This window comes from Lysinibacillus sp. NPDC097162 (genome assembly GCF_044762185.1).
Classification (GTDB): domain Bacteria; phylum Bacillota; class Bacilli; order Bacillales_A; family Planococcaceae; genus Lysinibacillus.
This window is the reverse complement of the sequence record NZ_JBIWDT010000001.1, coordinates 1019820-1044386: the sequence shown is the minus strand read 5'-3', so window position 1 is coordinate 1044386 and position 24567 is coordinate 1019820. Positions and strand designations below refer to the sequence as shown.

Sequence of the window (24567 nt, the reverse complement as noted above, 5' to 3'; positions counted from 1 at the left end):
AATCCAAGTGTATTAGATGACGTTACGTCACCTGCAACCTTTTTTTCAGGAGGAATGAAATGAAACAATGGACTACTGGCGAGGTATCGAAACAGCGGAATGTATCTATTCGTACACTTCGTTATTATGATCAGGTGAATCTCCTTACACCTAGTTTTAAAGATGAGAATGGCCGACGGTACTATTCAGAAAAGGATTTATTTAGATTAGAGAAAATCATCATTCTAAAATCACTTTCACTTCCACTCGACACTATACGTGATTTATTAGATAAACTCTCCTATAAGCAAATTTTAATTTCGCATCATAATTACTTACAAGAACAACTGTCCCAACTACAAACAAGCATTTCTAATACGACTTCATTAATTAATATGATTGATTTGGAAGAGTCTTTATCGTGGGAGAATGTTATTGAACTTGTTGAGAATTCACAAAACATCCCCAAAAAGTGGATCGATTATTTCCAAGATGACGAACAATCATTTTTACAAGAAATAATCCCAAACCTCAGTAACAATGATAAAACAACACAGCAATATATTGCATTACTACGACGAATTGAATGGTGTATAGAGAACAATATTAAAGCCGAAACAGACGAAGGTTTTCAAATTGGTTCCAAATTAATAGCGCTATCAAATGACACTTTTCAAGGAGATACAGAATTGATAGAGAAGTTTTGGGAGGTTAGAAAACTACCCGTTGAGGAAACTGGGCTATATCCGATTTCCGAAGACGTATTAGACTTTGTGGAACGCTGTATTACATATGCAACAACTTGAAATAAGATAAAAATACGAATAAAGCTATAGGAGGAAGTTTCGCCCCTATAGCTTTTGCAAATAAATTTAAATAATATACTTACAGGAATTTCAAATGTCGAGAATTCCCCTCTTACATTATGATGCTAATCCATCAATAAAAGCTTCAATCTCTTCCTGTGTTTTACGGTCCTTGCTAACAAATCGCCCAACTTCATTGCCTTTATCGAAAGCTACAAAGCTTGGAATACCAAATACATCTAATTCAACACATAAATCGATGAAATCATCACGGTCAATCTTTACAAAACTATATTGACTATAGTTTTCTTCAATTGTAGGCATTATAGGATCAATGAATCGACAATCTCCACACCAATCTGCTGAAAAAACAAATATTGTGCGTTCTCCTTTTTTAAGTTCTTCAAATTGTTCAATCGATTGTAAATTTTCCACTTAAAAATCTCCTTTATAACTGCTATTTTTTTTAATAATAACATATTTATATTACCAGGTATTTTTAAAACAATTAATGCAGGCAATTAATAAACACCTTTTCTAAATATACGTCTATATTTGCTTTTTGCATCTCTTTTCCATTAATAATGCCATTTGTTTCGAATGTGGGGCTTCTTCATTTTTTAATTGATCAATGATGTTTTTATAATCATCTTCATTACGGTTCTGACTTAATTTATAGGCAGCTTGAACTTCGCCAATCTTTATTTTAAAACCGACAATACCTTTCATTTCCTTTTCTAAAAGCTCAGGAGAAAGATTATCCCACAAAATAGGTTTCTCTCTATCCTTCTCATATTTTTCTAACAGCATTGTTAAATCGTCGATTAATTCTTCTTTTTCTATAATATTAGCCTTGCCATAGATGTGAACAGCCTGATAATTCCACGTTGGAACATTTTCATGTGAATACCAAGAAGAAGAAATATACGCATTCGGGCCCTGAAACATAACGAGCACATCGTCACTAGATTCAAATGTTCTCCACTGAGGGTTTCCATATGCCATATGCCCAGTAAGATAATAATTGTCGCCCTTTTTATTGAACATTAAAGGCAAGTGAGTCGCAATTGGTTTTCCTTGTTTTGTTGTTACGAGTGTAGCAAAAGAGTTCATTTGAATAAATTCTTCAATTTCATTAACATCCGTGACTTTATAGTATTTAGGAATATACATATATGTCCTCCTTAATCATTTAAATGAGTGGTTTAGTCATGATAATATCAATTTGTTCTTCATCACCCATATAAAATGAGTGTGCTCCTGTTTGAGCAAAGCCTATATTTTTATAAAAGCTTATTGCATTTTCGTTCTTTTCCCAAACACCTAGCCAGATGTTGCTTTTGCGTTGTTCTTTAGCAATTTCTATCGCTTTATCGATTAGGTATTTTCCGAGCCCTTTTCTTTGAAACTTGTTTCTTATATAAATTCTCTCAATTTCTAAGTACTCATCCCCCATTTTTTCTGATTGGGCATCATGTACATTGACTTTTAAATAACCCGCAACTTCTTCATCGCACCAAATGAAATAAAATTGTGAAAAACGATTGGCTAGTTCCTTCTATAATTGTTTAGAGGTAAATGCGCTATCCAAATACGCTTTCATATTTTCAGGCGAATTTTGATTGCTAAATGTATCATTGAACGTTTCAATAATTATTTCTCGGAGTATATGTAAATCTTCCAAGTTGCACTTCGTTTTTTTTACAGTCATTTTAATACAGCCCCTTTATTTAAATTCAATAATCTCGCTTATTTCCCTTTTTCACAAATTCCCAGTCTACTTCTATATTTTTTCGAACTCTTTGGAGAAGATGAAAAATCGTTTCTGCTTCACGTTCGGAAAACCCTGCTAACGCGACACTGTTGGAATAATCATTTTCCCTTTTGATAATTGGAAAAATCATTTTTCCTTTTTCTGTTGGAAATAGTTTTTTTATTTTTTTGTTATGGTCATCCTCTTTCTTTTCAATAAAGCCATTCATCTCTAGTTTTTTGATAGCCCGAGCTGCTGTTGTTCGATCTACTTTAATCATCTCTGCTAGCTTTTCTTGTATGATGCCTGGATTTTCACAAATTCGTACAAGATATAAATACTGCCCTTTTGTCAGGTCATATTCTTTAAATTCTATATTACTTATTGAATCTAACGCTCTTGAAATCATGCCAATTTCACGAAGAATTTCCTCCATAAATTAACTCCTCCGTTTTTTTATTGCAAATGCAACAAAAAGAATATATATTGAATCTAACCTAACTTTGTTGCAAATGCAACAAAAAACCAATGGTAGAGAGGTCGCAAAAAAGTGAAATATTGCTTATATGTATTAGGAATTTTATTATTAACCCTTGGTATTTCTTTCACTATTCAATCAAATCTTGGAACTTCTCCTTTTGATGCACTTTTGGTAGGACTATCTATTAATGTAGGACTAACAGTGGGGAGCTGGGAAGTAATTTTAGCTTTAATATTGATCGGTTGTAATGCAATATTAGCAAAACAAAGGCCAGAGTTTTTAGGATTAATAACTGCATTTATTACAGGGATTGGGATTGATATGTGGTTATTTTTATTACACAATTTGTTAACACCAGAAATGTGGTTTAGCAAAACCATTTGCTTTGGAATAGGTTTGATTATTATTGGCTTAGGAACTGCCACCTATTTACAAACAAATTTTGCACCAATACCAGTGGATCGATTAACATTAGTCGTACAACAATTAACAGGGAAAAGTATATTATTTGCGAGAACATCCATTTATCTGTTGTTTTTACTCTTAGCAATGCTTTTTAATGGACCGATTGGTGTTGGCACTTTATTAACGGTTAGCTTAGGAGGGCTCATACTTAATTTCTTTATGCCAATTACTAAAAGATTAATAGACGGCATTTTAACTCCAGCTACTACGTTGAGAAAAGGATAGTATTCAAATTTCTGCTTTAACATACTTTCCATCTTGAATGGAATTTTGACAAGCATCGTATGTTCATTCTATTGGAATAGTAACTAGGCTTTAAATAATCTATCTGTTAAAATGAGCTATAAAAATATCCCATTTAGTTGAGGTGAAGGAATGGAAAAGATTCAGTTTTCCAAAACCGATTATAACGTAACATATCGTTCCGAAAAAATTGTATTTTTACCGAGGGAATATCATCTATTTAAATATTTATATCAAAATCCTTCCCGCATTTTTTCAAGGGAGGAACTGTTGAACGCTGTTTGGCCAATGGAAAATCCAGTCGATAGAACTGTAGATGATCATATTTATAGGGTTAGGAAGAAAATTCAACCCCTTTCATCCGTCGTTGAAATTGAAACAATTAGAGGTCAAGGATACCTTTTGTCAATGAAAGAGGTACAGAAAAGTCCATTATTAAAAGACGACGAAGTATCTACTCAAGTTAAAAGTCTTTTTCGCAAGTATCATCGCTACGGGCAGGGAGATGCCCTAAAACTATTAGCAGAAAATCAGAATGTGTTTGGCTTCCAAATCGATTTGCCTAACCTTCTATATCTCCATTTCATGAAAGGAGATTTCAGTTGGTTTCTTGATGCGCAAGAAATCACCTTTTGGGAAAAATGCTTTTATCTATTGCATATCTATTCATTAATTGAACCAGATAAGAAGAAATGCTTAGATTACTTTACTTGCGCTCTATCTGCAGAGGACATACCTGAATATCATCGTTTAGAAATAAAGTTGTTAAACCGTCTATCATTATTGATATTTACTAAACAACTAGATAAAGCCGCTACCCTTCTTCATCGATCTAAAAATGAGATTTATGAGAAAAACTTGGAAGGTTTCATCCCCTTAATCTTGCTTTCCGAACTATGGCTTACCTTACTTCAAAAGGACCTTCTAAAGATAGAGGAAAGAATGGAAGAAACAGAAAATAAGCTTGCAAGTTTTCCTTATCTAAGAGAAAATGCGAATTTATCAATTATTAAAGGTTGCTATTGGCTTCTTAAAAACAATGAATCAAAAGCTAAAGATTATTTTGATGAAGGGTTTCAGCTACTTTTGGAAGCTAAATTCATACCTGGGGTGTTAATGAACATCAATATGATTTTATTTTGCGTAGATGATTTTGGCGTGAGTGGTACACTACAAACTGATTATAAAGAATTAAAACAACAGTACATATCCAAGTACAAATTAAATGAAATACATAGTAAAATCGAACATCAGTTACAATACAACTTAAAATAATAATGAAAAATTTCATTTCCTCTGATATTCCTCTGATAATTGCTCGTTATGCTCGTTAGTAGAGACACGAGCGTGGAGGGATTATTTATGACTAAAGAAATATCAATATGGCGCAATGGCAATTTCATTAAATTTTTTTCTGCCAATACTTTAGCCAATTTAGGAAACTGGTTTGATTTTGTTGGGGTCCTTATTTTATTTAGGTATACATGGAAGGCTGACCCGATGCTGATTGCACTTATTCCTATTATGTATGCCATACCTAGTATACTTTTAGGACAATTTGCGGGCGTATTTGCAGATCGAAGAAATAAACGAAAAATCCTTATCTATTCTGACTGGTTTCGTGCAGCGTTAACTTTGTTGCTTGTCTTTACGCCTACACCTTGGTTAGCTTTGCCCATCCTATTTTTACGAAACACTGCCGGGGTATTAAGCCTTCCTGCACAGCAAGGATTAATGAGAAGTATTGTGGACGAAAAAAATATCATGCAAGCCATCACTATTAATGGCAGTCTGTTTCAGTTAGTAAAGGTCATTGGCCCACTTATAGGGGGTTCAGTAGCAGGAATATTTTCTCCAAATGTATCCATTGCAATTAATGCGATAGCTTTCATTATTTCTGGCATACTGCTTACACAAATTAAGGTACAAGAAATCGAATCAAATAAAAAAATAGAAGATTCACAATCTGGATTTCTACAATCTTGGCAAGAAGGTTGGTATATTGTATTAAAAAGCAAAGTCCTTTTAGCGAGCATAATTTTCGGGATATTCAGCACCTTAACAATACAAATGATTGACGCACAAATTGTTACTTTGTTTAGTGAGGTGTTCCCCAACAAGCCAGCATTTACTGGCTGGGCAATTTCTGCTATCGGAATTGGTTCCCTTCTTGTTGTCATCCTTCTAACCAAATTTAAAAAAATCTCTAAATTTGGTTGGTTTTTCGGTGTCGGAAGTCTTCTAATTGGTGTAATGACTGGAGGGTTTGGATTCCTATTGCAATACAATTTCATAGCACTTGCTATTATTCTTTCGATTGTTGGTGGAATCGGCAACGGGTTAACGTTTACAGCCATAAATTATCTCATTCAAACAGAACCACCTAAGGAAGCGATAGGAAGAGTCACCGGTATAATCGATTCCTTAATGAGTATCCTTTTTATTGCAGGCCCTCTTCTTGGCGGACTACTCATTACACAATTAGGGATATTAACCACATTTAAAACAATTGGACTTGGACTAACCATTATTGGCATGACAGGTATATTGCTGCAACGTCTCATCTGGAAGCAGCCCAAACTGACAAACGTACAAATGAATGTTAATGAGGGAAATGAATCTTGTTGAAGCGGGTTAGGAGAATATTGCTTTATAAAAACCCTTAACTAAAAACCAAAATCCCTACTTTCATTTGAAAGAGGGATTTTTTTGTATAATGAGGCGTTATAATAATGCAGAATAATCCTACTTGTACTATGTGAAGTATCATTATTCAAAGGCAACACGTATGTATTGTTCGCTTTGAATGATCTCAAGGTGATGCAATTCGATTTCTTCAATATTGATACTATGATTTTTTAGCTTTCGGTCGTTTTCTCCTGCCCAAAACCTAATAATTTCAGCGTTTTGCTCAGGTTTTATATGTTGTTTCAAATAGATTAACAAGTCCGTTAAAAATTGAGACCCCCAATTTCCTTCAATACCGTATACAAAGGCTTTTTCACTATAACATTCCAAATCATACGGAGGATTCCCCCATTCAAAAATATTCAAATGACCAAAAGCCGATTCATCTGGCGCATGTAAAATAAGTGCATCATCATCCATCAAATGCCAAGGCTGTGCTGCTGTACTTTCTGTAATTGGATATAATTTTTTTAATTCTCTAACTGTAATTTCTGCAATCCCTGTACAATCAACTGTTTGTAAAGCGCTATTCGCTACAAGTACAGAATATAAAGTCATATCTTTACCTCCTTAGTTTAGAATCTTGAAAACGGCATCCGCTTTCATCAACTTTATTTCCTAAATGAAAATTCCATATAATAAAGAATAAAAACTTGATAATTCTAAGAAAAAATCTATCGAATAATTCCCTGTCCAAAGAAAGATTCACTTTATTAAAACACACTTTCTTTTATTATTTTCCGATTATCGCCAAATTAATTTAGCAAAATCCGCAACAATATTATTAAATACCTCAAACTTATTGTAAAAACAGGCACAATAAGGATGAATTTTTTTGTTCAAGCTTTTATAATAGAGTGAGTGAAGACAAAGAGGTGAACGATTTGTTAGATGGTTGGTTTTTATGGTTTATTTTATTTTGGGTAGTCGTCCTTATCTCGCTAATGGCAATAGGCGGATTTTTCATGTTCCGCAAATTTTTAAAGGCATTACCAAAACAGGATGGGAAATCGGATTTAGATTGGCAGGAATTTTATTTAGATAAAACGATTCATCTATGGGGACAACCTGAGAAGGAGCTTCTTTATGAGCTTGTGAGCCCAGTACCTGAGTTATTTAGACAAGTCGCAAAAGAAAAAATTGCGGGTAAAATTGGGGAGCTTGCATTAGAAGAGAAAGCTAAAGCTATTGACAATGACTTAATCATTCGTGGCTATATTCAAGCTACACCTAAACGTGATCATAAGTTTTTACGTAAAAAATTAGATCAACTGCAAATTGATGTTTCCCCGTATGAACATCTGTTTGAATAAAAGAGAAAAAGTGTTAGATTGACTTCAATCAATCTAACACTTTTTTGCTATGGCGTAGATGTCCGCTATGGCGGTTTCTTTCTGAAGGTTTACCGGTGATTCGCGAGTTTTACTGGTGATTCTTGCACCTTTACCGGCGATTTCTACAGTTTTTCTGGCGATTCTTTCACCTTTATCGGCGATTTACTAGGTTTCCCCCTAGTCTATTGATGAATAGATTATTTAAATAAATGATCTAACGCTTGATAATCTTGTTGGTAGCGTCCACCATCTGCTACTTCTGCATGATATAGCGCCTTTAATGCGTAATTTTTTTGCAAATCCATGTCAGCCATCAGCTCTTTTAGTCGATCATGTAATTCACGGTTTTCTTTTACTAGCTGCTGCATCTGTGGTTTAAAATATTTCATGTAATAAACTCCTCATTTTTTAACATGCTTCCTAGTATACCACGATTACTGTTGGCTTGTAGCAAAAGCACAACTTATTTCTTCGAAGTCGCTTTGACATAAAAAAACTACAACAGCACAAGTGCAAGTGTAGTTTTTCTCATTACATATTTTTGAGCGGAATTGTTTTTTTGATTTTTTTAAATTGAATAAGCATAGCAATTCGCCATGGGACTAGCATAGCAAATGCTAATATCCAAAACATGCCTGCTAACTCGCCGACATCTATTGAGTTACTTAATATCATTTTCGCCACAACACGGAATATTAACAGTCCAACTAAAATAAATACAAACGCTTTTGAACGTTTTAAATAAATATCCTGACCTTTTACTTCAAATTTAGAAGTAGCAATTAAAATTGTTGAGAACACTACGCCTACAGCAGCTGCTTCTAAAATTTGCATAGGTGGCACTCGAAATTGTGCAAATAAAAACATTAACGCACCTGAAGACATTGCAATCGGTGGAATAATAATTTTCTTCTCATTTGTAGGTTTTTTGGAAGCTCGCATACGTATTACCATAACGAAGCTACCCATTATAATGGCCATTATAGTCGAACCTATAACATAATAGTGAGAAGGGATATTGCTTAACATAAAAAAATCCTCCTCTGATGTTAAATTAGCAATTTTGACCAACTAATTGGTCTGCTATAGCCCTTAATCTTTCCGGTTCGAAAGGCTTCGTTATAAAATCTTTCGCACCACTTTCAAGCGCTTCTACAATTAATTTTTGTTGACCTAAAGCAGTAATCATAACAATCTTTGCATTAGGAAATTCTGGGACGATTCTTTTTACAGCCGCAATACCTGTCATTACGGGCATCGTTACATCCATTGTTACAAGATCTGGTTGTAACTCTCGATACAGCTCTACAGCTTCCTTACCATTCACTGCATTGCCGACTACCTCGTAACCCCATTCATTAAACATATTACTGATTGTAACACGCATAAATAGCGTATCATCCACTACTAAAACTGTAGGCACGTATTCATCTCCCTCCACGTTAAAGTACAGTATGCCATTAAGTTTAGCAGATTAGAAGCCAATAAATCCACCAAAAATAGGCTGTAATAATCGTGTGATGTACGTTAAACCGTCGAAGAATAACAATATCCCTACAGCAATCATAATATAGCCGCCGACTTTTACGATTTTTTGACTATGGTTGCGAATCCAATTCATACGTGAAATAAAGAATGATAGCACAAAGAATGGTATCGCAAATCCTAAATAATAAGCAAACATATAGCTAAACCCTGAAGAAGGATTTGCTCCAGCTAGTGTAATAATAGACATTAAGATAGGTCCTGTACACGGTGTCCAACCCGCTGCAAATGCAATACCGATTAAAATCGAACCTAAATAGCCGGATGGCCGATTTTTAAATTGGAATTTCCGATCTTTCATTAAAAAATCAATTTGAAGTAATCCTACAATCATTAAGCCAAAGATAACAATTAAAATTGCGCCGATTTGACGTAACAATGTTTGATAATTAAGGAAAAACTCTCTTGCTAAAGATGCGCCAAGGCCAATCATTATAAAAATAATTGAAAAACCTAGTAAAAAGAATAGCGTATGCAAAATAGCACGCTTTTGCATCATGCCCCGTTCAGATTTTAGCTCATCTAATGTCATTCCCGTTATGTATGATAAAAATGCAGGATACAGTGGGAGCGTACACGGTGAAATGAAGCTTAAAAAGCCTGCGCCAAACGCTAAAAATACGTTAATATCAGTTTCCATATTTTTTCATTCTCTCCTTACAGTTACTGCCTCCATCGTACCAAAAAACAATGGAAATTGCGCCCTTTTAGCTTGTGAACGTTTCATGACGAAAAGCGACAAAAAACGCGAAATTTTGATATGTTTACAAATGTACTTCTGAATTATGCTCTCGGAGCGTTTTTCTGTCAATGAAATTCACTATAATATTAGAAGTTAAAACAGTATTTTTATGTCGAGTGAACGCTTTGTAGCAGTGCCCTACCCTCCGCTCCGCACGACAATTCGATAAAAAAAGACATTGAGAAATTCATTCTCAATGCCTTTCATTAAAACTATTCAATCCCCTTAAGGAATCATCCAAGCTAGGACATTACTTTGTAAGAATGCTAGTAAACAAATAAATAACAGCAGCATAACACTATACTTTAACGCAAAACGAATCAATTCCGATTCTCTACCGACAAGTCCAACCGCGGCAGCTGCTACTGCGATAGATTGTGGCGAAATCATTTTCCCTGTCACGCCCCCGGAGGCATTCGCAGCAAGCGCTAGCACTGGTTCCATACCAACAGATTCAGCTGTAACTTGCTGTAACTTGGCAAATAATACATTGGAAGATGTATCAGATCCCGTAATAAATACACCTAGCCAGCCTAGTACAGGAGCGAAAAATGGGAACAGTACGCCTGTTTTAGCTAACACCAATGCAAGTGTTGTCATCATCCCAGCAGTATTTGTGACATAAGCATATGCTACAACACTACAAATCGTAATTAGTGGAAACTTAATTTCATTTAACGTTTCAAAAAAAGTTTTACCCCATTCGTGCCAAGAAACGTGAAAAATAAATTTAGAAACGATTGCAGCTAATAATATTGCTGTCCCCGCTGCGCCTAACAATTCTAGTTTATAAAATGCTGCTATTGGTTCCTCTGTAGTGCCATTTAATACTTGATTATGTAAAAGCGGTACTTCTGCTGTAAATGTCACCGCTTGTCCTACTACATTGATGCCTTTTAAAATGATATTTGTCCCTTCATAATTTCCCGTTAAAGCACTTTTGACTATCGGTATTCCCCAACAAGAAATAAAAGCTGTCAAAATGATAAATGGTGACCAAGACTTTAATATTGTTCCTCCTCTATACGACTCTTTTATTGTCGTTGAATCAGCGGTCGCTTCGCGTTCTGAAGCAAAGCGATAAATCGTTTTAGGTTGCCAAAATTTCATGAAAATAGCTAGTGCAAAGAGCGATACTAATGCAGATAAAACATCGGGTAATTCAGGGCCTAAAAAATTCGAGCTCAAAAACTGTGTCACTGCAAATGATATACCTGACACTAAAATGGCTGGCATTACTTCCCAAGCTTTTTTAAAGCCAGTCATTATTAACACTAAAAAGAATGGAATAAATACTGCTAAAAAGGGTAATTGACGTCCTACCATTTTTGAAATTTCAAATGCTGCGATTCCCGTTGGCCCTTCCATTGCAGTAATTGGAACACCAATGGCTCCGAATGCAACTGGTGCAGTATTGGCAATTAAACAAAGGCCTGCAGCATACAACGGGTTAAAGCCAAGCCCTACTAATAACGCAGCAGAAATAGCAACCGGTGCCCCAAAACCGGCAGCTCCTTCTAAGAAGGCTCCAAATGAAAACGCTACGAGTAATGCTTGAATACGTCGGTCTTCCGTAATGGATAAGACAGATTGACGAATTATATTAAAATTCCCTGTTTTTACGGTGATATTGTATAAGAAAACAGATGTTATGATAATCCACCCAATTGGTAATAGTCCATAAACAGCCCCCTGTGTAGCGGACATTATCGCAGTCCCTACTGGCACTTTAAAAGCAATAGTAGCCAAAATTAAAGAAACAAGCAAAGTCGTTACGCCTGCCAAATAGCCTTTCATTTTTTTAATCGCTAATGCCCAGAAAAAATAAAGAATAGGAATAACTGCCACAATTGCAGACCATGTCAAACTACCCCCAACAGCTGTAAAATTTTGTGTAAATGTCAAATTACATACCCCCAAATAAAAATTTCTCCCAAACTAATGACTGTAAGCAACAACAAACCACAATTTGATTCGTTTCCTGAGTTGTAAACCAATTGGCTACATGCTCATACTTACGCATTGTCATTGTAGAAACTACAAATGAAGTTATCCCTTTAGCAACACCTACAAATTATTACAAACATATTCTTTTAATTTTCATAAGCCCTCCAAACAATAATAGATTAGGTCATCTGATGACTATATGATAAAATTATATTAACTATATTTTAAAAATTCAATAATTTTTCATAATTCTTTTTAACTTATTGAAATAGACACTTCCCCAAAGCTTTCATGAATGGACAATCTATACTATTCACTTTAAACAGTAAGTAAAATTCTATTCATCATGTATAATAAAGTTATAATGTAGAGCAATCGATCGAGATGAATGAGGTGTAGCTCCTTGGAATTAAAGAAAATTAAACAAAAAAAAATATATGAGGAAGTATCAGAAATGCTCTATGAAAAAATTCGGGCTGGTGAACTGAAGCCCGGAGATCGTCTTGATTCAGTAGAGCAACTTGCTGAACAATTACAAGTTAGTAGATCTGCCATTAGGGAAGCCTTATCCGCCCTAAAAGCAATGGGCTTAATTGAAATCAAACAAGGTTCCGGGACTTTTGTTAAGAGCACTCCTTCCCAAAAGCTTGATTTCCCATTTTCAACACTAACTTTAACAAATAAAAAAGATATCTCTCATTTATTAAAAGTACGCAAAATTATTGAAGTGGGTGCTGCTGCGAGCGCTGCCATCCATCGAACTGAAGAAGATTTACAAACAATGCTTCGTATTTTAGATGACATGAAACTTGCACAAGGCGATGGTGAGCTAGGCGAAAAAGCAGACTTTCAATTTCACGCAGCAATTTCAGCTGCCTCTCAAAATCCCCTGCTGGCAACAATTTTAGACCAAGTATCTGGTTTAATGATTGATACGATGAAAGAAACACGCCGTATTTGGCTGTATTCGAAAAAGACAACTAGTGAAAAATTATATGATGAGCATATGCAAATTTTCCTCGCTATTAAGCAACAAAACGAAGAGCTAGCGAAGCATGCGATGTCCTCTCATTTAAGCAACGTCGAGGAAGTTTTAATGCAATACTTCGAAACGAGTCATTAAGTAAATGTAGCTGCCTATGTAATATGGGTAGCTACTATTTTTTTGAAAATTTGCAATTAACACTTTCAACAATCCAGAAGGTTGTAGTATTATTAAAACAATCTATTTACATACCAAGTCATCTGATGACCAGTTGATTAATCGTTTGAATAGGAAATTATCACATAAGGAGTGATGAGCATGAAAGTAACATTGTTTGCGACTTGTTTAGTCGATATGTTTCAAGGTGATGTAGGAAAAGCTGTCGTTGAAGTATTAGAGAGACTCGGCTGTGACATCGACTTTCCAGAAAATCAAATTTGCTGTGGACAGCCTGCCTACAATAGCGGCTACGTCCAAGATTCCAAAAATGCTATGAAAAAAATGATTACAGCTTTTGAACATGCAGAGTATGTCGTCTCCCCTTCTGGCTCTTGTGCCTATATGTTTAAAGAATATCCTGAAGTATTTAAAGGAGATCCTATATGGGAACATAAAGCGCAGGCATTAGCAGAAAAAACATACGAATTCACTGAATTTATTGTGAATGTTTTACAAGTTGAAGATGTAGGTGCCCATTTAGAAGGTAAGGCAACTTTTCACACTTCTTGCCATATGACCAGACTGCTTGGTGTAAAAGAAGCTCCTATTAAATTATTAGGGCATGTTAAAGGCTTACAATACGTGGAGCTCCCAGGAAAAGAACGCTGTTGCGGTTTTGGTGGCACATTTTCGGTAAAGATGGGGAATATTTCTGGAGAAATGGTCAGTGAAAAAGTACAAAACGTGGAAGAAACTGAAGCAGATATTTTAATTGGTGCGGACGCTGGCTGTTTAATCAATATCGGCGGTAGAATTGAGCGGCAAGGGAAACCAATAAAAGTCATGCATATTGCGGAAGTGCTCAACTGCAAATAAATTGCATTTAGAGGAGGATAATCGAATGGCAATGAAAACAAGCGATGATAGGTTTAACCAGCGAGTAACGAAAGAGCTAGAAAATACTTTTATGCGCGGCGCAGTATCAAGTGCTCAAGAACGCTTTCAAACACGTCGTTTACAACAAGCAAATGAGCTTGGACACTGGGAAGAATGGCGTTCCCATGGTGAGGAAATTCGACAACATGTACTTGCCAATTTAGATTATTACTTATATCAGCTTAGTGAAAATGTTGCAAAACGTGGTGGACATGTGTATTTCGCTAAAACTGCTGAAGAAGCAACTACCTATATCCAACAGATTGCCATAGAGAAGCAAGCAAAGAAAATTGTTAAATCTAAATCAATGGTAACGGAAGAAATTAATTTAAACCCTGCTCTCGAACAACTAGGCTGTGAAGTGATTGAAACAGACCTTGGTGAATATATTTTGCAAGTTGGTGACCATGAACCACCCTCTCATATCGTCGTGCCAGCATTGCATAAAAATAAAGAACAAATTCGTGATATTTTTAAAGAAAAACAAGGCTATGACAAAACAGAAAAACCAGAAGAACTGGCACTTTATGTTCGAGAAAAACTACGAAACGAGTACTTAACAGCAGATATTGGTATTACAGGCTGTAACTTTGCTATCGCAGAAAGTGGCTCAATTACGCTCGTTACAAATGAAGGTAATGCTGACTTAGTAACTGCTTTACCTAAAACACAAATTACAGTGATGGGAATGGAACGTATTGTTCCTACATTTGAGGAAATGGAAGTGCTTGTCAGTTTATTAACAAGAAGTGCAGTTGGGCAAAAGCTAACAAGTTATATTACAACGTTAACAGGTATAAAAGATGAGAACGATACAGATGGGCCAGAAGAATTCCATTTAGTTATCGTCGACAATGGCCGTTCGAATATTTTAGGTGGTGAATTCCAGCCTATATTGCAATGCATTCGCTGTGCAGCATGTATCAACGCGTGCCCTGTATATCGTCATGTTGGTGGCCATACGTATGGTTCGATTTACTCTGGACCAGTCGGTGTTGTACTATCACCACTTTTGGGAGGGTATGATGATTTCAAAGAGTTACCATATGCTTCTACTTTATGCGGTGCTTGCACAGATGCTTGCCCTGTCAAAATCCCATTGCATCAACTGATACACCGGCACCGTCAAGTCATCGTTGAAAATGAAGGAAAGGCTCCAGTGTCTGAAAAGCTTCTCATGAAAGCGTTCGGCTTAGGTGCTTCTTCCCCTACTTTATATAAGATGGCAACGAAAATGGCATCGCCAGCTATGTCACCATTTACAAAGGACAATAAAATTTCAAACGGTCCAGGGCCATTAAAAGCATGGACCGAAGCGAGGGATTTCCCTGCACCGAATAAGAAAAACTTCCGAAGCTGGTTTAACAACCGTACTAAAGGAGGGTCTGAATAATGGCAGGAAGCATTCTAAATAGAGATGCATTTTTATCTAATATTGCCAATCAACTCGGACGAGCACCAAAAACAGAATTAACTAAGCCGATTTGGCAATATCAGCCACAGGACCGTGTTTTAAAAGATGCTACAAAGGATGATTTAGTAGCCGTCTTAGAGGAACAATGTAAAAATATTAATACAAATATGCTCATAACCAATACAGCTAATCTAGCAGCTGATTTACAAGCAGTCGTAGATATCTACGGTGGTCGGTCTGTCATCACATGGCAAGACGAACACTTTGATCACTATGGATTATCACATATGATGCATACACAATGGCCACAAACAAATATTCAACTTTATGTATGGAATGAGACACAGCCAGAGGAAAATATCCGACAAGCTGAAAAAGCAAACATCGGTATAACCATTAGTGAGATGACATTAGCCGAATCAGGTACCGCCGTGCTATTCAGCGACAAGCATAAAGGGAGATCGGTTAGCTTTTTACCCGAAAAGTCGATTATTTTAATTCCTAAAAGTACAATTGTTCCACGAATTACCCAAGCAGCTCGATGGATTAGCAAAAAAGTTCAAAATGGTGAACATATTGCTTCATGTATTAATTTTATTACGGGTCCAAGTAATTCCGCAGATATCGAAATGATTCCTGTCGTTGGTGTCCACGGCCCTATTAAAGCAACATATATCGTCATCGAGGATCAATAAACGTAGCACAGGCATGCACGGGAAACTATGCATGCCTGTTACTATGGTGAAATTTGTATTATTGTAGATAGAACAAGCATTATTGCTAGTAACACTTCTACTATTCATTGTAAACCGCTCACTACCGCTCAGAAAACCCCTGTAATCGCCAGAAAAACCTTTGTTATAGCCATTAATCCCCCGTTACCATTAATAGAATATATCCTTTTGGGTAATTAATTTGCTACTCTTTCTGCCATCGTCGTTTCTTCGTAAAATTCTGGGTGAGCTTCTTTTAAGACAGCTGTGCGTAGTAATACAAGTGTCATTACAACTATAATCGCACTTGTGACAAGTAAAATACCGGTTGCTGGTAACATATCGTACAAAATACCATAAACGAGCATACCAATTGGCATCATGGACATAGCCATAGTTTCCATGAGACCAAATACACGTCCTCGGTATTCCTCAGATATAAGCTTTTGCATAAATACGCCTAGAGGCATATTTACGCCCATTTCAAAAATGGCAAAAATGAAGTAGAGCATAATATAAAAGACAACAATCATGGAATATGAAAAATCCGTAACTAACGGGATAACCGCAAATGCTAAGCTACTTGATAACAACAATAAACAAAATTTAGAAAAACGAAGTGGCACTTTAATCTCGCCACGTGTTGCAAAATAGATGGAAGCTACTAGCATGCCGAGCGCACCTGCCGCTTCAACAAAACCAAAATGAGTAGGTTTGACCTTGAGTAACTCGATAACCACATACGTTCCACCGACTACGATTGCTGAGAAAAATAAATTAATCCACAATGATAACCACATCACAACTTTAATAACTTTGTGTTGCTTAATATAGCTAAAGCCGCTAACAAGCCCTTTCCATATCTTTTCAGTTTTAACATCGTCCCCTCTTGTACTGTACAAATTAAAATTCATCGTTGCCTCTAAGCAAAAAGCAATCGCATAGGCAATCATATGCACAATTAAAAAAACTTCCATCGAGAAAAATCCGTACATCATCCCACCGATTACTGGACCTCCAACGGCTGCAACGGACATTGACATTTGATTAAATGACATTGCGCGCTGTAAACGTTCTGGATTTACAAGTGTAGCAATAGCTGAAGTAAAGGTTACACCTGAAAATGCAGAACAGAGTGTATAAAAAACTGTTGTCACATAAATCGCATTGACCGACATACCAAACATCTCTGTATACAGCAGTAAACCTGCCATCGTCAAAATCGTTCCAGCTTGCGCTAATAAAATCGTTCGTTTTTTAGAATAATTATCTGCAACATAACCGGCTAATGGTGCAACGAGAGCCCGAGGCAATATGGAACAAATCATGTTTGTTGCAAAGCTTGTGGCAGAACCTGTCATCGCTAAAATATACAAACTAATACCAAAGGACAACACATGTGACCCTAACATTGCAATCATTTTACTTGCCGTAAAGGTCCACAAATGATAGGTCGCCTTTTTATATTTTGCTGCTTCATCCATCGAAAAAATCCCTCCATATTTTATTTAAATTTAAAAGTTTAATTTTATTAAACAAAATATACCACATTATTTACTTTTCTTGCAACAAAAAGTTTAATATAATTAAACAAACTAAAAATTCTAGGTCGTACCTAGCACTCTCGGCTGTTTTGGGTAAATGTATAGACTTTGCGAAGAATAGTTATTATTGTTAATAGTGAAGAAAGGAGGCGAGGCAGTGGACTCTTTAGGCATGAGGATTCGCAAATTACGAAAAGAACGAAAATTAACATTAGAGGCACTTGCTGCTGATCGTCTAACAAAAGGTATGCTAAGTCAAATAGAAAATGATAAAGCGAAGCCATCTATGGAAAGCTTAGATTATATTGCGGAACGTCTTGGTGTGAAAGCAAGCGAATTACTTGAACAAGTGACATCATCTGATATTCGTCATCTTTTGGAGCAAGTAGAAATTATGTTTGCTGAGGTAAAGTTTGACGATGCGGACAACCATCAGCAAATCGTTGATATCATTCACCCATACATAGACGATTTACCACTTAGCTATGAAGCTGGGCGTTTATTATATATTTATGCGAATGCGCAGTACGTTGCAGGCTTAACGACATGGGAACCACCGCTTCAACAAGCGCGCCAAATATTTAAAGAAATCAATTTGTGGAGTCACTGGTTCAAAACCTATATGCTCCAGCTTGGCATTTTATCAGAAAATCGCTTATATGAAGAAGCTTATCGATGTATTTTACAAGTGAAAGAGGAAGTTGCCCGCGAAAACTATCAGCTAGATTCACGTGATACAGGGAAATTGTCTTATTATATTAGTATTTTTCAGCTAGCGATTGGTGAGCATGAGGCAGGTAAAAAATTAATTAACGAAACCATTGAACATGCCCATCAAAACCAACTGTTTTATCATATAGATGATTTGTACCGTATTGGTTCCTATTGTGCCATGATTGATGGTGATTTCGAGCAGGCTGACCAAATGATGATGAAGTTGGAGCAGTATCGTATTTTTGTTGAACAAGAAGATGTCGATGCCTTTATCTACGTTTTAAAATCCCATTATTATAACAATTATACACATGAGTATGAAAAAGCATTAGTTGAAATTGAACATTTTAATGCCCTTACAGATTCAACAAAACTAAATAAAAACTTTTATTATGCTGAAAAGGGAAAATCATTGTATTTACTTGGTCGTTATACAGAATCACTAGCAACATTTACCCATTTTACAGAAATACCTATTTCAGTTTCACACCCTTATGATTTGCTAAGTATGAATGAATGTTTTTCCTATAAAGCGCTATGCTACGCACAGTTTGGCAAGCTAACAACTGCTTACGAAATTGCCAAAAAAGCATACCTTGATTCGAAAGATTTAATCGACCTACCTTATAAGCAAAAAATTGAGGAAACGTATTTTACGATTAAAGCACAAATCGATTCTTAAAGGAACCGTAGAAGCTGTTGATTTCTTCTACAGGCGGACGCTTTCCACCGACACAATGTAAACCGCAACCCTCCCTAACGCGCGGCGCGGTTTATTGCGTTTTACATTGTGTGCGTTCCGGCTGGAGTCACCGCCCTCCGTACCAATCAACTGAGCAAGTTTTTTCATTATAAGGATAAAATATGACAAAGCATCAAGTTAACTACTTGATGCTTGTCTACATGCTGAAAGGACTTGTAGAATACTCTACAAGTCCTTTTCGCTACGCAGATTTATGATGTGCTTTTCTTATTTCTATAATTTTCGAACCTGAGAACAATATTAAGGCTACCCAAATAATGCTGAATGCCAGTAGTTCAACTTGACTGAATGGTTCTTTATACAGTACTACGCCCAAAATTAAAACAATTGTTGGCGCTACATATTGTATAAAGCCTAATAGGTAAAGCGGAATATTTTGAGCACCTTTAGCAAATAAAACTAAAGGCACAGCTGTCACAATACCGCTTACAATCATTAATACATCTGTTTGTGTATTAACATGTAAGAAAGATGCTTGGCTTGTTGAAAATAAATAGACGTAATAGCCTAACGCAAATGGGAGAATAAACATAGTTTCAATGGCTAGACCCCTTGTTGCATCAAGTGTAATTTTCTTTTTCAGTACCCCATAAATAGCGAACGTTAGGGCAATTAAAATCGCCACCCAAGGTACTGTACCATAATTTACAGTTAGTATGATAACCGCAATAAACGCAATGGCTGTAGCAACCCATTGTGCCCGACTCAATGTCTCTTTAAAGAAGACAACACCAAAAATGACCGACAATAGTGGATTAATATAATAGCCAAGGCTTGTCTCAATCAAATGTTCATGGGTTACAGCCCAAATATATAAGTACCAATTCATTGAAATGACAAAAGATGCACATGCTAACTGCCAAAAAATCTTCTGGTGTGTCCATAAATATTTTAAATCAGCTAATAAATCTTTGCGCATACCGAAAATAATGACTGCTAGTACTGTAAAGACGAAGGACCATATTACACGCCCTAATAAAATTTCCATACTTGGCACATGCTCAAGTAGTTTCCAGTAAAGTGGGAATGCTCCCCAAATGGCATAGGCAAAAAACGCTGCCAATACCCCTTTTTTCTCATTTGACATTGTCTTTAATTCTCCTACTCTTCTTAAATCAATTACGACACTCTCGTAATTTCACAAGTTTGACGTTTATTTATAATGTGAAAGAATAGACTAATTATAGGACTTTGACCGGCAACTGTAAATGCACAATTTTACTATGAACATATTGTTTATTGCTAAAACACCTGACATTACGCTTTATTTTCATTTTCAAGCTCAGAAATATATTTTCGTACCATACTATAACTAATATCAGGATTAATTTGTCGCTTAATGCGAATATGAATTTCTTTTATGCCTACCCCCTGCTCCCGCATATCTCGAATCATCGATTTTAAAGGACCTGAGAGAGATTCCCTAGACAGGGCCGTGTATTTACTAAGCTCAATCAGCAAGTTGGTATTTTGTCGGCGGAGCTCCTTCAGCTCGTCGACGGCACAATTATACTCCGTTAGCTTTTTTTGTAACACCGCATTTTGCTGTGTCAATTTTTGCATGTCTTCAGTAAGCTTAGTATTTTGTTTTTTTAAATTTTTTCGCTCTTGTTCCAATACAATTTGCTTTTCATCTAAATCAATATGCATGGCATTATACAATTGTTCAATATGCATTAATTCTTTATAGCGACTTTGCGTTAACATCATAAGTGTTTCTGTCGTTTTGACAGCAAGTGTGCCATCTTGCATTTTTTCACATGTTAATGCCGATAGATCCATTTTGTTCGTCATTTTTTTCTCACTCCATTACTAAATTGTTCGTGTAATGGGATTGCTTTGTTTAACATCCTTCAGCTTCCTTTTATATGATAATCATTCTCATTTATCTTATCATAATGAGAAAAGTCATTTTTGTCAAAATAAAAAACTCCCTGTGTACAACACAAGGAGCCCTTAGTACTATATTACCTCTAAACCTTCGTTTGATTAATGCATCACTTTCTGTCATTAATTAATAATTTCTGAATCTGCTTTTTCATATTTCCAAAACTCAATCCGCCGTGGTAACAAACTACCGATCCAATGTCTAACTCTAAGTATTTCTTTAAAGATTGTTGAGCTTCCCTTATATCCAATGTCGTTGGAACATGAACTCCCCTCAATACTCCGTTCTCACTATACATCGAATCTCCAGCAACAAGCGTTTTACTTTGTTTGAAGTATAGGCTGACATGACCCTGTGTATGCCCTGGCGTATGGATAACACGAATGCCTCCGCAATACGGCAATTCTTGACCATCTTTTAAAGTGTCGTTCACTATTCCTTTAGGTGGGTTTTCTATGTGCCCGTCTTTCAAAAGAGGCAAATCCCCCTCGATATAAGGCTTATCTAGTACGTGCGCATAAACTTTAATATTACTTCCACAAACCTGCAATATTTCTGGGAGACTGCCTATATGATCGATATCCTGATGCGTTAAAATGACAACCTTTAGTTTATCAAACGATACCCCTACCTTCTCCATTGCTACGTGCAAATCTTCAAATTGTCCCGGAAATCCAGTATCTATTAACACAGCCATTTCCTGATCCCATAAAAGAGTTGGATAAATGATGATTCCATTAAATTCGAGCTCCAAAATTTCTACACCCTTTGAAACTTCCATAAACTTAGTTCTCCTTTATCATTCTATTTTAAAAATTAGGTTGAAATAATTCTTAAACAACCAAGTTATTTTTTTATATCCTTAAGAACAGTCCCCTTGGCGTCTTGGGGATTTTCATACTTGCATTGCATTTAATAGGATTATGAGACTACAGGTATAGCTGTTTGGTTAAAGTTGGCATCTCTCACAATAACAGATGTTTAGGAAAATAAAGATTGGAAAGATTAGCATAAAAAAGAGATGTAGCTTAAAAACATCTCTTTTTAAAATATTATTACGACTACTTTCTTATCTATTTGCTTTCTAGAACATTTTTGTCTGCAATATTACCTGGTGTTACATTTAGTAAATTTCCACATAACCAACAACTCCTCTTTAAAATTACCATAATTATACTTTCATGTTATTACACTCTATATCCGTTTCATTTAATTTGTAGCTTATAATTACCTTTTTTCGATGAATATTAGACTCAGAATAGCCATTAATTTATTGCCTAGTATTTATGAAAAGAATGAAAATCCCCAAATTATCAATTATCTTTTTGATTGAGTAGCAACCTATTTTTCAAATTAATCTTCAAATGTATTATAGATATCTTCATTGATTACGTTTAATTAACTTATCACTAATAAAGAAAACGGTAACATAAACAAATGCTATTAATGTGTAAATAAAAAATAATTCTATATCCCAGTCAGTTAACAGCAAAAGCACACAAACACAAATTAATCCACAGCCAAAATGTTTCATATAAGCAAGTAAGATATGTTTAGTTCGTAATTCAATCACCAAGGAAGCTAAAATTCCAATAGTAAATAGTATGGGAACTGAAATAATACTCACGCCAAGCCCGATTGCGAAATAAGAGTTCGTAAAATCGTTAAAGAAAAAAGGTACGATAAAGTAACATATGACTGTTGTTACAAAAGCTGCTAACAATTTTCTGTTAAACATATTTTCACTCCTTCACTCACATCTCGTAATAAGCGATAATGTTTTATGTTTTCATTCAGATGTCGCCTACTGAAAATACTCTAGAACTCGAAGTGTTTCTTCTTTTCTAAAAGATTAACTGATACACTACGCTCAATCAAATATTTTAAGTTGCTATATAATACTCTTATTCTATAAATTCCAATCACCATTTTGTAGGAGTTTTACTTTTCCTTTTGTAATAATCACTTCAGCCACTTCCTGATAATGGGGAATACGGCTCAGCTCACCTCAATGCGTTCTCTTTAGACCGAGCTGACACTTACACCCAGTTCATCCGCCTCTTTGGCACTTAGGACCTCACGGCGATGGACTTACGTGTAATACCATTCCCACCAGTCATTCCCTAGAGAGCAATCGCCCTACCCTTTTAAATGACCTATATCATACTTGACAACTTGGTTTAATCAACGTATTATCATTTTCATACATTTAGATAGAGGTGATCTTGTGAGTTTTCAAAATCAAGTAGAACAATTACATACACTTTTCGATGAAATTGTAGCTAATCGTCGTTATATGCATATGCACCCTGAATTATCATTTGAAGAAGAAAAAACATCCATTTTTATTGCAAATACATTAAAAGAATATGGTATCCCATTCCGCGAACGCGTTGGCAAAAATGGAATCGTCGCTAACATTGATGGCGCTTTACCAGGAAAAACACTCGCGTTCCGTGCCGATTTCGATGCCCTGCCAATCAATGATGAAAAAGACGTACCCTATAAATCGACAGTACCTGGCGTTATGCACGCTTGTGGTCATGATGGACATACTGCTGCACTACTTGCATTTGCAAAAATTGTACAGCAAAATAAAGATCAATTAAGAGGCTCTATCCGTTTAATTTTCCAACCTGCTGAAGAAAAACCACCAGGTGGAGCAAAATTTATGATTGAGGATGGCGCGCTTGATGGTGTTGATTTTGTATTTGGAGCTCATTTAGCTTCCGATTTACCTTTAGGAAAAATTTCAACTGCAGCTGGTCCAATAATGGCCTCTGTTGACGCATTTACGATTAAATTATTCGGTAAAGGTGGACATGGAGCTTACCCACATACGACAAAAGATTCAATCATTGCAGCGACTCAGCTTATTCAAAATTTCCAGCAAATCGTTAGCCGCAGAGTAAATCCAACTGAGGCAGCGGTTGTAACAGTTGGTAGCTTACACGCAGGAAATGCCTTTAATGTTATTGCAGACACTGCTACATTAGAAGGTACTGTTCGTACATTAAATCAAAATGTACGGAATCAAATTGAAAAAGAAATTTTCGCTATTTTAGATGGCTTAAAAGTTTCAAATTATGTAGACTATGAAATCGATTATTTAAAAGGCTATCCTGTTTTAATTAATACAGAAAAGGAATCTGTTATTGTTGAACAATTAATTAAAGAACAATTCACAGAAGAAGCTTTCGAAATTAAAACTGCAGTCTTGGGTGCCGAAGATTTTGCCTATTACTTACAACATGTACCAGGAAACTTTATTCACGTTGGCTCTGCCAATGAACATGCAAATACACAATTCCCTCACCACCATCCGAAATTCGATTTTGATGAGCGTGCATTGCTAAATATCGCAACAATATTCTTAAAAATTATTGATTATTACGGTAAAGTCGAATAAATAAAACGGATTTGGAAAACGTGTAATTTTCCAAATCCGTTTTTTTCTTTTCTAGGAAA

At 35.8% G+C, this 24567-nt stretch carries 25 protein-coding genes and 1 pseudogene; 11 read left to right on the top strand and 15 right to left on the bottom strand.

Annotation, left to right across the window (positions count from 1 at the left end):
* The first annotated feature begins 59 nt into the window (after window positions 1-59).
* Complete coding sequence (locus ACIQXW_RS05075; protein ID WP_402760233.1) at window positions 60-785, top strand: MerR family transcriptional regulator; 726 nt, start codon at window positions 60-62, stop codon at window positions 783-785.
* 117 nt (window positions 786-902) lie between these two features.
* Here the strand turns inward: ACIQXW_RS05075 and ACIQXW_RS05070 are convergent, their stop codons facing one another.
* The 4 genes and pseudogenes from ACIQXW_RS05070 to ACIQXW_RS05055 all read right to left on the bottom strand — a co-directional run bounded on the left by ACIQXW_RS05070 (window position 903) and on the right by ACIQXW_RS05055 (window position 2974).
* Window positions 903-1220, bottom strand: coding sequence for a thioredoxin family protein (locus tag ACIQXW_RS05070; protein WP_340824756.1), 318 nt, complete (start codon window positions 1218-1220; stop codon window positions 903-905).
* A gap of 114 nt (window positions 1221-1334) precedes the next feature.
* A complete protein-coding gene (locus ACIQXW_RS05065; protein WP_401018422.1) occupies window positions 1335-1958 on the bottom strand; it encodes an FMN-binding negative transcriptional regulator in 624 nt (207 codons plus the stop codon).
* Between the two features lie 19 nt (window positions 1959-1977).
* A pseudogene (gene paiA, locus ACIQXW_RS05060) lies at window positions 1978-2496 on the bottom strand (spermidine/spermine N(1)-acetyltransferase).
* Between the two features lie 25 nt (window positions 2497-2521).
* The gene (locus ACIQXW_RS05055; RefSeq protein WP_401018425.1) at window positions 2522-2974 is read right to left on the bottom strand and encodes a MarR family winged helix-turn-helix transcriptional regulator; all 453 of its coding nucleotides are present in this window, start codon (window positions 2972-2974) and stop codon (window positions 2522-2524) included.
* A 114-nt stretch (window positions 2975-3088) separates the two neighbouring features.
* Between ACIQXW_RS05055 and ACIQXW_RS05050 the strand changes: the two genes are divergently transcribed.
* From ACIQXW_RS05050 to ACIQXW_RS05040, 3 genes are all read left to right on the top strand, one after another.
* Entirely contained in the window at window positions 3089-3709 is a 621-nt protein-coding gene (locus tag ACIQXW_RS05050) for a YczE/YyaS/YitT family protein (RefSeq protein ID WP_401018426.1), read from the top strand.
* Window positions 3710-3859: 150 nt separating this feature from the next.
* Window positions 3860-5002, top strand: a complete 1143-nt coding sequence (locus ACIQXW_RS05045) for a winged helix-turn-helix domain-containing protein (RefSeq protein ID WP_402760230.1) — start codon at window positions 3860-3862, stop codon at window positions 5000-5002.
* A gap of 87 nt (window positions 5003-5089) precedes the next feature.
* Window positions 5090-6355 carry an MFS transporter gene (locus tag ACIQXW_RS05040; protein ID WP_402760228.1) on the top strand — a complete coding sequence of 422 codons (1266 nt, stop codon included), beginning with the start codon at window positions 5090-5092 and terminating at the stop codon, window positions 6353-6355.
* Between the two features lie 141 nt (window positions 6356-6496).
* Here ACIQXW_RS05040 and ACIQXW_RS05035 read toward each other — a convergent pair whose 3' ends face one another.
* Window positions 6497-6973, bottom strand: a complete 477-nt coding sequence (locus ACIQXW_RS05035) for a hypothetical protein (protein ID WP_402760226.1) — start codon at window positions 6971-6973, stop codon at window positions 6497-6499.
* 326 nt (window positions 6974-7299) lie between these two features.
* Here ACIQXW_RS05035 and ACIQXW_RS05030 point away from each other — a divergent pair, with 326 nt between their 5' ends.
* Window positions 7300-7728: a DUF2621 domain-containing protein gene (locus ACIQXW_RS05030; RefSeq protein WP_172771918.1), complete on the top strand. Its 429-nt coding sequence runs from the start codon at window positions 7300-7302 to the stop codon at window positions 7726-7728.
* A 218-nt stretch (window positions 7729-7946) separates the two neighbouring features.
* On the opposite strand, the gene ACIQXW_RS05025 is transcribed toward ACIQXW_RS05030, so the two are convergent.
* The 5 genes from ACIQXW_RS05025 to ACIQXW_RS05005 all read right to left on the bottom strand — a co-directional run bounded on the left by ACIQXW_RS05025 (window position 7947) and on the right by ACIQXW_RS05005 (window position 11941).
* Window positions 7947-8138, bottom strand: coding sequence for a hypothetical protein (locus tag ACIQXW_RS05025; protein WP_340824768.1), 192 nt, complete (start codon window positions 8136-8138; stop codon window positions 7947-7949).
* A 142-nt stretch (window positions 8139-8280) separates the two neighbouring features.
* Window positions 8281-8778 (bottom strand): CcdC family protein, encoded by a 498-nt coding sequence (locus tag ACIQXW_RS05020; RefSeq protein ID WP_402760223.1) that lies wholly within the window; start codon window positions 8776-8778, stop codon window positions 8281-8283.
* A gap of 25 nt (window positions 8779-8803) precedes the next feature.
* The gene (locus ACIQXW_RS05015; RefSeq protein WP_401007733.1) at window positions 8804-9190 is read right to left on the bottom strand and encodes a response regulator; all 387 of its coding nucleotides are present in this window, start codon (window positions 9188-9190) and stop codon (window positions 8804-8806) included.
* A gap of 33 nt (window positions 9191-9223) precedes the next feature.
* Entirely contained in the window at window positions 9224-9934 is a 711-nt protein-coding gene (locus ACIQXW_RS05010) for a cytochrome c biogenesis CcdA family protein (protein ID WP_340824771.1), read from the bottom strand.
* A 327-nt stretch (window positions 9935-10261) separates the two neighbouring features.
* The gene (locus ACIQXW_RS05005; protein ID WP_402760221.1) at window positions 10262-11941 is read right to left on the bottom strand and encodes an L-lactate permease; all 1680 of its coding nucleotides are present in this window, start codon (window positions 11939-11941) and stop codon (window positions 10262-10264) included.
* Between the two features lie 445 nt (window positions 11942-12386).
* On the opposite strand from ACIQXW_RS05005, the gene ACIQXW_RS05000 reads away from it, so the two are divergent.
* The 4 genes from ACIQXW_RS05000 to ACIQXW_RS04985 all read left to right on the top strand — a co-directional run bounded on the left by ACIQXW_RS05000 (window position 12387) and on the right by ACIQXW_RS04985 (window position 16172).
* A complete protein-coding gene (locus tag ACIQXW_RS05000) occupies window positions 12387-13106 on the top strand; it encodes a FadR/GntR family transcriptional regulator (RefSeq protein WP_401018437.1) in 720 nt (239 codons plus the stop codon).
* Between the two features lie 180 nt (window positions 13107-13286).
* Window positions 13287-14003 (top strand): (Fe-S)-binding protein, encoded by a 717-nt coding sequence (locus ACIQXW_RS04995; protein ID WP_402760219.1) that lies wholly within the window; start codon window positions 13287-13289, stop codon window positions 14001-14003.
* Between the two features lie 25 nt (window positions 14004-14028).
* Window positions 14029-15456 carry a LutB/LldF family L-lactate oxidation iron-sulfur protein gene (locus ACIQXW_RS04990; RefSeq protein ID WP_402760217.1) on the top strand — a complete coding sequence of 476 codons (1428 nt, stop codon included), beginning with the start codon at window positions 14029-14031 and terminating at the stop codon, window positions 15454-15456.
* Window positions 15456-16172: a LutC/YkgG family protein gene (locus tag ACIQXW_RS04985; protein WP_402760215.1), complete on the top strand. Its 717-nt coding sequence runs from the start codon at window positions 15456-15458 to the stop codon at window positions 16170-16172. The genes ACIQXW_RS04990 and ACIQXW_RS04985 overlap by 1 nt, the downstream gene beginning before the upstream one ends.
* Window positions 16173-16387: 215 nt before the next feature.
* Here ACIQXW_RS04985 and ACIQXW_RS04980 read toward each other — a convergent pair whose 3' ends face one another.
* Window positions 16388-17674, bottom strand: a complete 1287-nt coding sequence (locus ACIQXW_RS04980) for an MFS transporter (RefSeq protein ID WP_340824777.1) — start codon at window positions 17672-17674, stop codon at window positions 16388-16390.
* A 217-nt stretch (window positions 17675-17891) separates the two neighbouring features.
* Between ACIQXW_RS04980 and ACIQXW_RS04975 the strand changes: the two genes are divergently transcribed.
* Complete coding sequence (locus tag ACIQXW_RS04975; protein ID WP_402760213.1) at window positions 17892-19130, top strand: helix-turn-helix domain-containing protein; 1239 nt, start codon at window positions 17892-17894, stop codon at window positions 19128-19130.
* 262 nt (window positions 19131-19392) lie between these two features.
* Here the strand turns inward: ACIQXW_RS04975 and rarD are convergent, their stop codons facing one another.
* The 4 genes from rarD to ACIQXW_RS04955 form a co-directional block, all read right to left on the bottom strand.
* Window positions 19393-20298, bottom strand: a complete 906-nt coding sequence (rarD, locus tag ACIQXW_RS04970) for an EamA family transporter RarD (RefSeq protein ID WP_340824779.1) — start codon at window positions 20296-20298, stop codon at window positions 19393-19395.
* A gap of 170 nt (window positions 20299-20468) precedes the next feature.
* Window positions 20469-21005 carry a hypothetical protein gene (locus tag ACIQXW_RS04965; protein WP_340824780.1) on the bottom strand — a complete coding sequence of 179 codons (537 nt, stop codon included), beginning with the start codon at window positions 21003-21005 and terminating at the stop codon, window positions 20469-20471.
* Between the two features lie 203 nt (window positions 21006-21208).
* Entirely contained in the window at window positions 21209-21880 is a 672-nt protein-coding gene (locus ACIQXW_RS04960; RefSeq protein WP_402760210.1) for an MBL fold metallo-hydrolase, read from the bottom strand.
* Between the two features lie 600 nt (window positions 21881-22480).
* Window positions 22481-22837: a hypothetical protein gene (locus tag ACIQXW_RS04955; protein WP_402760208.1), complete on the bottom strand. Its 357-nt coding sequence runs from the start codon at window positions 22835-22837 to the stop codon at window positions 22481-22483.
* A gap of 489 nt (window positions 22838-23326) precedes the next feature.
* Here ACIQXW_RS04955 and ACIQXW_RS04950 point away from each other — a divergent pair, with 489 nt between their 5' ends.
* Window positions 23327-24508: a M20 metallopeptidase family protein gene (locus ACIQXW_RS04950; RefSeq protein ID WP_340824800.1), complete on the top strand. Its 1182-nt coding sequence runs from the start codon at window positions 23327-23329 to the stop codon at window positions 24506-24508.
* Window positions 24509-24567 lie beyond the last annotated feature (59 nt).